Source organism: Vreelandella gomseomensis (assembly GCF_031451645.1).
Taxonomy (GTDB): Bacteria; Pseudomonadota; Gammaproteobacteria; order Pseudomonadales; family Halomonadaceae; genus Vreelandella; species Vreelandella gomseomensis.
Genome location: NZ_JARWAI010000009.1, coordinates 112,224 through 124,921, shown reverse-complemented (window position 1 = coordinate 124,921; position 12,698 = coordinate 112,224). Strand labels below are relative to the sequence as shown.

Here is a 12,698-nt window from a genome sequence, read left to right as displayed (position 1 = left end):
AAATGCGTCGCGGGTGCTGTCTTAGGCGGCAATATCAAACCCTGCCTGCTCGGCCAGTTGGCGTAAGTTGCGATACCCCAGGCGGGCGTAAGTCAGCGGGTGGGCCACTTCCGGGTCTTGCTCGGCTTCCACCACCAACCAGCCTTGGTACCCCTGCTCACACAGGTGGGTTAAGGCGGGCAAAAAATCCACATTGCCATCCCCGGGCACCGTAAACAGGCCGTCCAGCACCCCGTTTAAAAAGCTTTTGTCGCGGTTGCGCACGGCGTCCAGCACCGGGAAGCGCAAGTCTTTGCAGTGCACATGGTGGATACGCTGGCTGTAGCGTTTGGCGATGGCGAGCGGGTCACCGCCAGCGCCGCGCAGATGACCAAAATCGAGCAGCAGACCCACCCCTTCGCCGGTGTTATCCATTAAGCGTTCAACGTCGGCCTGGCTTTCGATCACCGTGCCCAGATGGTGGTGATACACCAGCTGTATGCCCTGGGATTTCAGGTAGTCGCCTACCACATCCAGGCCATGCAGCAGGCGCTGCCACTCTTCATCAGAAAGATGCGGACGCTGGGAGAGCGGGCGTTGCTGGTCACCGTGTACACAGTGGGTAACTTCGCACAGCACCATGACCTTGGCGCCACACTGCTTGAGCAGGTTCATATGATCCTGAACGGCTTCAATCTCTTCCTCGGGACTGCGCTCAAGCAGACGTGCGGAGTACCAGCCCGAAACGAGCGCCAGGTCATGAGCACCCAGCACCTGGCTCAAGGCGTCAGGCGTGCGGGGGAATTTGTTGCCCAGTTCAAAGCCGCTAAACCCTGCTTCGCGGCCCTCTTTCAAACAGGTTTCCAGGGGCGTTGCGCCGCCCAGGCTGGGCAAGTCATCGTTTGTCCAGGTGAGCGGATTGATGCCTAAAGTAACCGTTGGCATGGCGTGTTCCTTGTGATGATATTTGTTGGCATTAATGGCGTTGGCGCTGCTTGGCCTCGCGATAGCCTTGGTAAGCAGTATTGACTTCTTCACGTTCGGAGACCTCGGGCACGGCCACGTCCCACCAGGCGCCGCCTTCCTCGGTACTGGGTAACGGATCAGTATCCAGGGCGATCACATAGGTGGATTGGGCAGCGCGAGCGCGCACCAGCGCCTGTTCCAGTTCGGCAATGCCGCTCACTGATTCAGCCTCACAGCCCAGGGCTTTGGCGTGGGCAGCAAAATCGGTTTTGGGGGCGCCAGCCTCCACAGTGCGGCAATCTTCCAGCAGGTTGTTGAATCCCGCGCCGCCGGTGGCCTGCTGCAAGCGGTTGATACAGCCATAGCCCCGGTTATCCAACACCACTACCGTCAACTTGTGGCCCAGCATCACCGAGGTCGCCAGCTCCGAGTTGTGCATCAGGTAGCTACCATCACCCACCATCACCACCACTTCTCGCTCGGGCTTGGCCATCTTGACGCCGAGCCCACCAGCAATTTCATAGCCCATGCAGGAGAAACCGTACTCAACGTGGTAACTACCTGGGCCTGAACACTGCCAGAGTTTATGCAGTTCACCTGGCAAACCTCCGGCGGCGCATACCACGGTGGTGTCATCACCAGCCTGGCGATTAACAGCACCGATCACCTGAGCATCAGTGGGCAGCGCCAGCCCTTGATCGGCGGTTACACGATGTACCGCCTCGGCCCATTCGCGCTTGAGCGTGCTGGTCTGTTCGCGCCACTCATCGCTGCCGCGCCACTCGCCCAGCGCCGCGTCGAGTTGCCCCAGCCCGACCAAGGCATCGCAGCTAAGCGGCAGCGCTTGATGTTTCAGGCTGTCGAAGCGGCCAACGTTGAGGGCAATCAGTGTCTTATCGCTGCTTTCAAACAGCGCCCGGGAGCCGGTGGTAAAGTCCTGCAGCCGGGTGCCCACCGCCAGGATGACATCCGCCTGCTCTGCCAACTGGTTGGCGGCTGCGCTGCCGGTGACGCCAATGGCACCCACCGCACAGGAGTGGCTATCCGCCAGCGCGCCTTTCCCCGCCTGGGTTTCGGCGACCGGGATGCCGCGTGCTTTGGCAAACTCGGCCAAATCTTCGCAGGCAGCGGCGTAATGCACACCGCCACCGGCAATGATCAACGGGCGCTTGGCCTGCTTGAGTGCCGCGACTGCTTGACTAAGCTCATAAGCATCCGGCGGCGGGCGGCGAATGCGATGCACCTTGGGGGTAAAAAAGGCTTCTGGATAGTCGTAGGCAAAGGTTTGCACATCCTGGGGCAGCGCCAGGGTCGCGGGGCCGCAGTGCTCAGGGTCAAGCATTGTGGCGATCGCCTGGGGCAAGCTGGTGAGTAGCTGTTCCGGGCGGCTGATACGATCAAAGTAGCGCGACACGGGACGAAAACAGTCGTTGACGGTAATGGTCGGGTCACCGAAATGCTCCACCTGCTGGAGAACCGGGTCGGGTTCGCGGGTGGCAAAGGTGTCCCCTGGCAGCAGCAGGATCGGCAACCGGTTGGCATGGGCCAGCGCCGCGGCGGTGACCATATTGGTCGCCCCTGGGCCAATCGAGCTGGTCGCGGCCATTAAGCGCTGGCGATTATTGGCTTTGGCAAAAGCAATCGCCGCGTGGGCCATGGCCTGTTCGTTGTGGGCGCGGAAGGTTGGCAGCGTGTCCTGCACGTGGTAGAGCGCTTCCCCCATTCCGGCCACATTGCCATGACCAAAAATCGCAAACACGCCTTCAAACAGCGCCACCTCTTGGCCATCAATCTCGATACGTTGCGCGGCAAGATACTTGACCAGCGCCTGAGCCATGGTGAGTCGAATGGTGCTCATCTTACGCCTCCTCGGTGTGGGCCAGCGTTTGCGGCTGCGCCTGCCTTAATTGCCGCCACGCTTGTATTAGCTCGGCATAATTTTTGGCAACGCGTGCTACCAAAGCTGCATCGTCGATGCGCCCCGCCAGCCAGTCGCGACTGGCGCTGGCAAATAGCGTACGTCCGACGGTAAACCCCTTACAGCAAGGGTGTTTAGCAGCCTCGTCAAAGCCGCGCTTCATGTCGTCCATGGGGGCATCAAGCCCGAGCAGAACCACGCCACGGCAGTAGGTATCCTCGCGTTCAATGGTCTCGCCCACCGCCTGCCAGGCAGCATCTGACATAGTGGGTAGCTTCCACCAGTCGGGCCGAATGCCCAGGTTGTAAAGCCGCTGCAGGCTGCGCGGCAGCGTGGTGTCATCGCCGGGCATACTCGAAGGAGGAATGACCTCAATCAGCAGTTCCAGCCTATAGGCACAGGCCGCCTGATAGAGCTGGCGCAGCCGCTCTTCCTGCTCCAGGCGCAACGCAATCTCGTCGTCGGGGTGGTAAAACACCAGGCATTTGATGATCTGCTCTCTGGGCCAGTTGCGCAGGCAGGCACCTAAATCATCGCCATGCTGGAAGCGCAGCGGACGTGAGCCCGGCAGTTCCACCGGTCGACCAATCCACCAGCCTTTGCCGCTGGCTTGATTGAGCGCTTCCTGACCCAGCACGTCATCTACCAGAATCGCAGGCGTGGTAATGCCGCCCAGCTTGGCGCCCTCCTCGGCAGCCGACACCAACAGTTTCTTAAGCTTAGGCAGTCGCGCGCTGTCGGCATACTCTTCACGGGCCATATCGGTGAGCTGGCGGCGGTGGTCAAATGCCAACCCCAACACTTCTGGCCATTGAGCCGGCACTCGAGTGGTTACCCGGTGTAAATGATTCAGCCGTTGATCGATATCCGGGCGGGGAACCTCATCACGCCTGTCGAGATAATCAAATAACTCGTCTTCGGTGGGCATGGCCGGGGCACAGCCGTGGCGGGAGACCACCAGCGCCCCACAGGCGTTGGCATAGGCGGCGCTGGTTTGCCAGGGCTCACCTCGCAGCCAGCCCCGCAGCAATCCACTCATAAAGGCATCCCCGGCACCCAGCACGTTGAGCACCTCAACCTGTACGCCCTTGACCAAAATACCGTCTTCGATGCGGTCAGGAATAACGCCTTCAAACACCACGCAACCCATGGGCCCCAACTTGCATACCAGGGTAGCCTCACTTACCTCCCTAACTGCGCGCAAGGCCGACAAGGTATCCGTACTGCCGCCGGCAATATGAAACTCCTCTTCGGTGCCCACAATCAGGTCGAAATCCGGCAGCCAGCGCTGCAGGTCGGTGGTCACCTTGTCATCGGCGACAAAGCGGGTTTCGCCATCGCCGGGATTGGTCAGCCCCCACAGCACGGGACGGTAGTCGATATCCAGCACCCGCTTAACGCCACAATGGGCAGCGGCGTCCAGCGCCTTGCGGCAGGCTCGGCGGGTGGTATCCGTTGAAAGATGGGTACCGGTAATCGCCAGCGCTTTTGCCCGGGCGATAAACTCAGGATCGATGGCGTCAGCGTCAATGGCCATATCGGCGCAGTCGCGACGGTAAAACAGCAGCGGGAAGCTTTCGCGGTCTTTCAACGCCAGCAGTACCAGGCCGGTGTGACGTTCGGGGTCGGTTTGTAGCGCGGTGGTATCCACGCCAACCCGTTCTAACTCCTCGCGAACAAAGTTGCCCATCTGCTCGTCGCCCACCCGCGAGAGCATGGCGGACTTCAACCCAAGCCGCGCGGTACCGTAGGCCATGTTGCCGGAGCTACCGCCCAGGTATTTGGCAAAGCTGGCCACGTCTTCCAGGCGGCTACCGATTTGTTCGGCGTAAAGATCCACCGCTACACGCCCTAAGCAAATCAGATCAAGCGGCCGGTGTTGCATACTGTTATTCCGCATGAAATTCTCCCCACGTCACTTTCTTATACTTAATATCCGCCTGCTAAACGTTTTTCGGCAGGCTCATCGACAATCCCGCCAGCGGTCTTTGGCGTGGGCTGATCGGCAGCAGCGCTATTGGCTTTTTTCTCGCGGTCGCTGCGCTGGAACTCAGCGAGCTCTGCATCCAGACTCTCCAGTTCGGCACCACCGGCCATCATGTTGAGGACTTCTTCGCGGGTGACGTCTTCTTTGCGGAAGGAGCCCAGGCTGCCGCCACGGGATAAAAGCGTGAAGGCATCGGCCACGGGGAAGGCGTGATGGACGTTATGGGTAATGAAGATGACCGCCAGGCCATCGGCCCGCGCCTTGGCGATATAGCGCAGCACTACCGAGGCCTGCTTGACCCCAAGGGCGGACGTTGGCTCATCCAGAATCAGTACCTTGGCGCCAAAATAGACGGCTCGGGCAATCGCCACGCACTGACGTTCGCCACCGGAAAGCGTGCCCACCGGTTGACTCGGATCGCGCACATCAATGCCGATCTTTGCCATTTCCTGCTTGGCAATGCGGTCGGCGTATTTCCAATTGATACGCTTAAACGGCCCCCAGCCCACCGTCGGCTCGCGCCCCATAAAGAAGTTCCGGGTAATCGACATCAACGGCACCATCGCCAGGTCCTGGAAAACCGTTGCGATACCTGCGTCTAGCGCGTAAGCCGGTGACTTGAAGCGGGCGGGTTCGCCATCCAGCAGCATCTCGCCATGGGTGGGCTGATGAACGCCCGACAGAGTTTTGATCAGCGTCGACTTGCCAGCACCGTTATCACCGAGCAGGCACATGACCTCGCCGGCATAGACCTGCATGGAAATATCGCTCAAGGCGATCACACTGCCGAAGTGCTTGCTGACGCTGCGCATTTCGATCATTGGCGTTTGAGTTGTCATGTTACTTGGCCTCCATCGCCTTCTTGCGCATGTAGTTGTTGAACAGCACGGCCACCAGCAGCATCACGCCCAAAAAGACCTGGAACCAGTCCGTATTAACACCGGTGTAGAAGATACCCATTTGCACCATGCCGAAGATCAGCGCGCCCAGGGCGGCCCCAATGGCTGAACCGTAACCGCCGGTCAGCAAAGCGCCGCCAATCACCACCGCGATAATGGCCTCCAGCTCTTTTAACAAGCCACGAATGGTGTCCGCCGAACCGGTATCCATCACCTGAATGCAGGCAAAGATGGTGGCGGAGAAGGCAGTGAACATGAACAGAGAAATCTTGACCCGACGTACCGGCACGCCCGAATTGCGCGCGGCATTAGCGTCGCCGCCGCTGGCGAAGATCCAGTTGCCATAGGGCGTGCACAGCAGCACCCAGGTCGCCACGGCCGTTAAGCCCAACCACCAGACGATGGAGACCGGAATACCCGAAACGGTGGGGTTGCCCGCAAAGTTAGTGCCGATCCAGCCTTGCGTGGCCATCCAGGAGAACAGGCCCGTGGCGACCTCACCGGAAAACAGCGACGCGAACCAATCGCCGGGGATATGCTCTTCAACGCCACCCACCTGGGTTCGCCCGGTCAATAACCGACTGACACCAATCGCCAGGCCACGCAGGATGAACAGAAAACCCAGCGTGACGATAAAGGAAGGCAAGCCCGTGCGATTCACCAGGTTACCGTTAATCACCCCCACTAGCCCGGCACAGGCGAATGCCAATAAGATAGCGGCCCATAGTGGCCAGCCATACTCCACGGCAGGAATGGCGATCAGAATGCCGGCCAGGCCGATCATCGAGCCAATCGAGAGGTCAAACTCACCGCCGATCATCAGCAGTGCCGCCGCCGTGGCGATAATGCCGAGCTGGGCTGACACTTCCAGAAAATTAATAATCCCCGCGGGGGTAAACATCCCGGTGCCGCTGGAGACAACGATAAAAAAGGCAAGCACCAGCACGGTACCCGCCAGCGCCCCCAACTCGGGACGATTGAGCGCTTTCTTCCAGAAAGAGACTTTCTGGATCCGTTCGTCTTGATCAGCCGCTGCTGGCGCAGCCGCTTGGTTAGTGTCATTGGAACTCATGGCGATCGACTCCCAAGGCTCGGCACCGCCGAGCCTTTTCCGATTAGCTCGTTATCAACGGATACCCTGGCTACTCAGCTCAATGACCTGTGCTGCGTTTTCCTGAGTGACAAACCCTGGGCCGGTGGCCACATCCCCTGCGGGTAGCAGCCCGTTCTTGACGAACTGGTCCAGGAATATGACGGGCAAGTAGCCCTGCATGTACTGCTGTTGGTCGATCGCAAAGTCCAGCTCACCCGCATCCAAGGCTTCCAGAATGCCGGGTGAAAGATCAAAGGTACCAAGGGTGAACATATCGGTAGCGCCCTGCTCACGCATGGCCCGAATCATCGGATCAGCGGCCAGTGCACCCAAGGTCAGCACACCACGCACATCACTGTTCTCGTTGAGGTAGGCGATAATGGCATTGCGAATATTGGTGGGGTCGTAGGTGGTCGCTAGCTGCTCAGCATTGCCGTCGAAGCCCTCAACAAAGCCATCACAGCGCTGGTCAAGGCCCTGGTTGCCCTGTTCATGGTTGACGCAAACGCCTTTCTCAACGCCCATTTCCTGCATACGCTCGGCGGCCTGCTTGCCCGCTTCGTACTCACTCTGCCCAACGTGCAAGCGGGCGCCATAATCCCGCGCCACATCGCCACCGGAGTTGATGGTGATGACGGGAATGCCGTTATCGACTGCGTCTTGCACAACGCTGCCCAGGGCATTTTCATCGGTGAATGAGAGAATCAAACCGTCGGGTTGAGAGGCTACCGCTGCCTGTACGAGCTGCTGCATCTTGGCCATGTCAAAGGTGGAAGGTGCGCGGTACTCAAGCTCCGCGCCTACAAGGTCAGCCGCTGCCTCAGCGCCATTTTTGACCACCGACCAGAAAGGATCCGAGGGAACGCCATGGGTCACCATGACGAAGCGATTATCTTCTTGTGCTGTTTCCTGTGCTTGTGCGGCACCCGCCATGAGCGCCGTGGTGGCGACGGAGGCTAGAAACCATTGAGATAGACGTGCCATAAATATTTCCTCATAACGTTATCGTTGTTGGTAGGGAAGTGGCATTAAATGCCTTGGCGCTATGGAATATAGATTCCAAACAGCAATGCAGGCAAATTATTTATTCTATACTTTGGTATAAATGGAATATTTATTTCAATCTACTAGACTGCTCAACAATCAGCCCCTTTGCTTAGTTTTCTCTCAGCTAAGTGGTACACGCGTTAACGCTAAGGAAATTGTATGTCGCAGCCACCTCAAAGCTACCGTGAGCTGGAAACGCTGCTCACCGCCGAGTACGCCACGCTAAGCAAACGTTTACAGCAGACCGCGCGGTTTATGCTTGATCACCCCCAGGAGGTGGCTCTGGCGACTGTGGCCAAAATTGCCGAACAAGCGGATGTCACCCCCTCCACCTTGATTCGCCTGGCCAATAGCTTGGGCTTTAAAGGCTTTTCCGAAATGCAGCAGCTGTTTCGCAGCCGCCTGGTCGATGAACTGCCCAACTACACCGAGCGCATTCGAGCGGTGCGCAGCGCGACCGGGGAAACACCGGACAGCACCCAGCTATTATGGGAGTTCGCCGACGCTAATCGCGCCGTCTTGGAGCAACTGCCTAGTCGCATTGATCCAGAGAACCTTGAAAAAGCGCTGGATATTTTTGAGCGGGCCCATGCCATTCATGTGATGGGTGCCCGACGCAGCTTTATGGTGGCCAGCTACATGACCTATGCCCTGGCGCATGTGGATAAACCGGCGCTGCTGGTCAATGGTTTGGGCGGGATGTACGGCGAGCAACTGCGGGCCATGAGCCGACACGACGCCCTGCTGACCATCAGCTTCTCCCCCTATGCCGAAGAGAGCCAGAAAGCCTGCGAAGACGCCCATCAGCGTGGTCTGCCTATTGTGGTGATTACCGACTCGACCCTCAGCCCGCTGGCGCGTTTCGCGGATGTAGCCTTTGTGGTCAACGAGGCTGAAGTGAAAAGTTTCCGCAGTTTGACCGCCTCGCTCTGTCTGGCCCAGACCTTGGCCATTGCCCTCGGGGTGCGGCAAGACAAAACACGTGAAAAGGATCCTCAGTCGGGCCACCAACGCAACGCATAAATGCAATTCACTCACTAAAAATCCTTCAACCCCAAGAACAAGATAGGAGCGCTTATGAAACTGGCACTGATCGGCGCTGGACGCATCGGCAAGGTGCATGCCCAAGCCATTCATTTACACCCAAATGTTACCCTGGCCGCCGTGGCCGATTTTCATCAGCCTGCCGCAGAAGCGCTGGCCGAGCAGTACGGCAGCAAAGCGACCTCCGTTGATGAGATTTTTACGGATGGCGACATTGACGCCGTCCTGATTGCCTCCAGCACGCCTACCCACGCGGAGTATCTGGAGCGCGCCGCTCGCGCAGGCAAGGCGGTTCTCTGTGAAAAGCCCATCGCCCTGGATTTAGCGCGCACCCGCGATGCCCTGCAGGTACTTAGCGAAAACCCGGTGACCTGCGCGTTAGGTTTTAACCGTCGCCACGATCCTCAGTTTTCGGCACTTAAAAAGGCCATTACCCAAGGGCGTATTGGGGCACTGGAAACCCTAACCATTATCAGCCGCGATCCGTCTCCCCCACCTGCCGAATATGTGGCTGACTCAGGCGGCCTGTTCAGAGACATGATGATTCACGATCTGGACATGGCGCGCTGGCTACTTGATGAGCCGATTGAAAGCATTTTTGCCGTCGGCAGTAGCATCATCGACCCAGCCATTGGCGAAGCGGGCGATGTAGATACCGCCATGGTCACGCTTACCACCGCCAGTGGAAAACTTTGTCAAATCAGCAACTCACGGCGTGCGTGCTACGGCTATGACCAGCGTATCGAAGCCTTTGGCAGCGAAGGCATGCTGCAGGCCCAGAACGAGTCTGATACCCGGCTGCGCTTTACCGGCGAGACGGGGCAAGTGGAAGAAAAACCCAAATGGTTCTTTTTAGAGCGTTATGCCGAGGCTTATCGATTAGAGATTGGTGATTTTGTCGATGCGTGGCAGGAGAAGCGCTCCCCTCTAGCAGGCGCCCAGGATGGCTTGGAAGCATTGCGATTGGCGGATGCAGCGGAGCGCTCGCTACGCGAAGGCCGCAAAATTCTGCTCGATGCTGCGGTTTAAGCCGCCACGTAAGATTTTATTTTCAAGACGCTTGGCTGACTAGACCGTCGCCGAACCGTCAGGAGGAGCGAAGAATGACTTCACTACTGGTACGCCCCACCGCCCCGGACGCACAAGGCACCGTGATTGACGTTACCCCCGCCTCCGCTGGCTGGACGCATGTCGGCTTTCGGGTGCATAAACTCGCCAAGGGGCAGCGCCTGGAAGCCAGCAGCGATGATCAGGAAGTCTGCCTGGTGCTGCTCACAGGGCGCGCCAATGTGGCCTGCGGTGAGCACCGCTTTGATGATATCGGCAAGCGCATGGATATCTTTGAACAGATTCCACCCTACGCGGTGTACCTACCCAATGGGGTTAGCTACTCGGTGGAAGCGACCACCGACCTTGAGTTGGCCGTATGTGCGGCCCCAGGGCATGGCAATCATGCGCCACGTTTGATTGCACCGGACAACATCAAGCAGAGCACCCGTGGCCAGGGCACGAACACCCGCCATGTGCACGACATTTTGCCGGAGACGGAGCCCGCCGATAGCCTGCTGGTGGTGGAAGTCTTCACCCCCGCGGGTAACTGGTCGAGCTACCCGCCCCATAAACACGATGTGGATAACTTGCCCCACGAGTCGCAATTGGAAGAGACCTACTACCACCGCATCAATCCCGCTCAGGGCTTTGCCTTTCAGCGCGTCTACACCGATGACCGCAACCTTGATGACACCATGGCGGTAGAAAACGGCTGCTGTGTACTGGTACCCAAGGGCTATCACCCTGTTGGTGCTGCCCATGGCTACTCACTTTATTACTTAAACGTGATGGCCGGCCCCAAACGGGTATGGAAATTCCACAACGACCCCGACCACGAGTGGCTAATGAAAACTTGATGGGACGATGCTTCGCCCGCTAACATTTATCTAATGCTATGCTAACGAGCCCCGCTGATGCGGGGCTTTTTATGGTTCAACTTTTAAGCGTATTCAGAGGCCTACATGCTCCCCGACTATTCCCTAATTGCCTGGCTGCTGATCGTATTTTCCGTGTACCTGACCGGCGTTTCCAAAGGCGGCTTTGCGGGTGGTTTCGGCACGCTGTCGGTGCCGCTGATGGCGCTGGCCATCAGCCCGGCTCAGGCAGCGGGCCTTTTATTACCGCTGTTACTGGTGATGGATGTGTTTGCGGTGAAGGCGTGGTGGGGCAGGCAGGCGGTAGCCGAGGTATGGCGTTTTGTGCCGGGGCTGTTCATCGGCGTGGCAGTAGGGACGCTGCTTTTCGACAGCCTGAGCGAACAGGGCTTGCGCCTGACCCTCGGCGTGATCACCTTGATGTTTGCCGCTTACATGCTACTCAAGCCCGTCGCCAAAAAGCCCATTTCCTCCCGATGGGCATTACCGGCGGCGAGCATCTGCGGGTTTACCAGCTTCATGGCTCACGCAGGTGCACCACCGCTCAACGTGTACCTGCTGCCGCGCAAGCTGTCCAAAGAGACCTTTATCGCCACCTGCGCCGTCACCTTTGCCGTGGTCAACGTGATCAAGCTGGCCCCGTACATGTGGCTTGGTGAGATTAACGTGACCAGTGCCTGGGCCTCGCTGGTACTGGTGCCCATTGCCTGGATCGGCGTGCGCAACGGCCTGTGGCTGCAAAGTCGCGTCAACGAAGCACTGTTTTACCGCCTGGTGATTCTGGCCATGTTTTTAGTCGGCTTTAATCTGATCTATCAGGCGGTTTAGCCGTCTAGCCGCTGACGTGCTTGCCTTCCCCTCTATAGCTGGCTGTCAGACGCCGATAGCTCCTCCCGCCAGGCGTGGCGAGGCGCGAAACCGACCAGCCGGCGTGCCTTGTCGATATTGTAGAACGTCTCGAACTCGCCCATCTCGCGGCGAACCGGCACCCCTTTGTAGAAGCGCTCAATGACCTGGGCGCTGGTCAGGCCCACCGACAGGTCGTCATTGGCGACGTTGAACACCTGGTAGCCCAGACCGTCCGTCTTCAGGCAGCAGTCGACCATCTGACCGAGATCGCGGGCATCGATGTAGGCGAAGATGTTGCGCCGACGCAGCGCCGGATCCTCAAGATACGCCGGAAAGTGCTGGCGGTATTCGTGGGGTTCAATGACGTTGTTGATCCGCAGACCGTAGATATCGATGCCCGAACGTGCCTGAAAAGAGCGCGCCGTCACTTCATTGACCACCTTGCTCATGGCATAACTGTCCTGGGGCACGGTGGGGTGCTCTTCATCAATGGGCAGATAGGCCGGTTGTTGCTCGCCGTCGGCAAAACAGATGCCGTAAGTGGTCTCGCTGGACGCGAAGATCACCTTGGGAATGCCCAGTTTGGTGGCCGCGTCCAACACGTTGTAGGTGCTTAACGTATTGATACGGTAGGTCTCGTTGTCCGGACGATGGAGAATCGCCGGAATGGCGGCGAAGTGAACAATCGCGTCGTAACGCGGCACGCCGGTGCCCGGCTCCAGCTCGTCGACCCCAGCGTAGGCGTGGCAGGCGTTGAACACCTGGCCTGCATCGGTGAGGTCGGTTCTCAGGGTGGTGATGCCGGGGACATCCGATATCACCCAATCCAGATTGGTGACGCGATGGCCCTGGTCGCGCAGGTAAGCCGTTGCGTAGCGGCCTGCCTTGCCGCTGCCGCCGGTGAACAGAAGACGCATAGACATACTCCGTTGAAGGTGTTGAACCTGGCAGTCTAGCCCAATAGACCTGGCTTGCAGCCGGGAAGGTGAAA

Annotated in this window: 11 protein-coding genes; 4 read left to right on the top strand and 7 right to left on the bottom strand. The window is 58.7% G+C overall.

Annotated features, from left to right (window positions below):
• Positions 1 to 21: 21 nt before the first annotated feature.
• Genes iolE through QC815_RS12875 form a run of 6 tightly spaced genes read right to left on the bottom strand, consistent with a single transcriptional unit; the run spans position 22 to position 7,826 of the window.
• Positions 22 to 924: a myo-inosose-2 dehydratase gene (gene iolE, locus QC815_RS12900; protein WP_310540143.1), complete on the bottom strand. Its 903-nt coding sequence runs from the start codon at positions 922 to 924 to the stop codon at positions 22 to 24.
• A 31-nt stretch (positions 925 to 955) separates the two neighbouring features.
• Positions 956 to 2,803, bottom strand: a complete 1,848-nt coding sequence (gene iolD, locus QC815_RS12895; protein ID WP_310540142.1) for a 3D-(3,5/4)-trihydroxycyclohexane-1,2-dione acylhydrolase (decyclizing) — start codon at positions 2,801 to 2,803, stop codon at positions 956 to 958.
• A gap of 1 nt (position 2,804) precedes the next feature.
• Complete coding sequence (locus tag QC815_RS12890; protein WP_310540141.1) at positions 2,805 to 4,763, bottom strand: bifunctional 5-dehydro-2-deoxygluconokinase/5-dehydro-2-deoxyphosphogluconate aldolase; 1,959 nt, start codon at positions 4,761 to 4,763, stop codon at positions 2,805 to 2,807.
• Between the two features lie 29 nt (positions 4,764 to 4,792).
• On the bottom strand, positions 4,793 to 5,689 hold the full coding sequence (locus QC815_RS12885; RefSeq protein WP_230445771.1) for an ATP-binding cassette domain-containing protein: 897 nt from the start codon (positions 5,687 to 5,689) through the stop codon (positions 4,793 to 4,795).
• Between the two features lies 1 nt (position 5,690).
• Positions 5,691 to 6,821 (bottom strand): ABC transporter permease, encoded by a 1,131-nt coding sequence (locus QC815_RS12880; RefSeq protein ID WP_230445770.1) that lies wholly within the window; start codon positions 6,819 to 6,821, stop codon positions 5,691 to 5,693.
• A 54-nt stretch (positions 6,822 to 6,875) separates the two neighbouring features.
• Complete coding sequence (locus QC815_RS12875; protein ID WP_310540139.1) at positions 6,876 to 7,826, bottom strand: sugar ABC transporter substrate-binding protein; 951 nt, start codon at positions 7,824 to 7,826, stop codon at positions 6,876 to 6,878.
• Positions 7,827 to 8,048: 222 nt separating this feature from the next.
• Between QC815_RS12875 and QC815_RS12870 the strand changes: the two genes are divergently transcribed.
• The 4 genes from QC815_RS12870 (at position 8,049) to QC815_RS12855 (ending at position 11,686) form a co-directional block, all read left to right on the top strand.
• On the top strand, positions 8,049 to 8,912 hold the full coding sequence (locus QC815_RS12870; protein ID WP_230445768.1) for a MurR/RpiR family transcriptional regulator: 864 nt from the start codon (positions 8,049 to 8,051) through the stop codon (positions 8,910 to 8,912).
• Positions 8,913 to 8,966: 54 nt separating this feature from the next.
• Positions 8,967 to 9,962, top strand: coding sequence for an inositol 2-dehydrogenase (gene iolG / locus QC815_RS12865; protein ID WP_310540138.1), 996 nt, complete (start codon positions 8,967 to 8,969; stop codon positions 9,960 to 9,962).
• Between the two features lie 74 nt (positions 9,963 to 10,036).
• On the top strand, positions 10,037 to 10,840 hold the full coding sequence (iolB, locus tag QC815_RS12860) for a 5-deoxy-glucuronate isomerase (protein ID WP_310540137.1): 804 nt from the start codon (positions 10,037 to 10,039) through the stop codon (positions 10,838 to 10,840).
• A gap of 105 nt (positions 10,841 to 10,945) precedes the next feature.
• Positions 10,946 to 11,686 (top strand): sulfite exporter TauE/SafE family protein, encoded by a 741-nt coding sequence (locus tag QC815_RS12855; protein ID WP_230445765.1) that lies wholly within the window; start codon positions 10,946 to 10,948, stop codon positions 11,684 to 11,686.
• A gap of 32 nt (positions 11,687 to 11,718) precedes the next feature.
• On the opposite strand, the gene QC815_RS12850 is transcribed toward QC815_RS12855, so the two are convergent.
• Complete coding sequence (locus tag QC815_RS12850; RefSeq protein ID WP_230445764.1) at positions 11,719 to 12,624, bottom strand: NAD-dependent epimerase/dehydratase family protein; 906 nt, start codon at positions 12,622 to 12,624, stop codon at positions 11,719 to 11,721.
• Between the last annotated feature and the right edge of the window lie 74 nt (positions 12,625 to 12,698).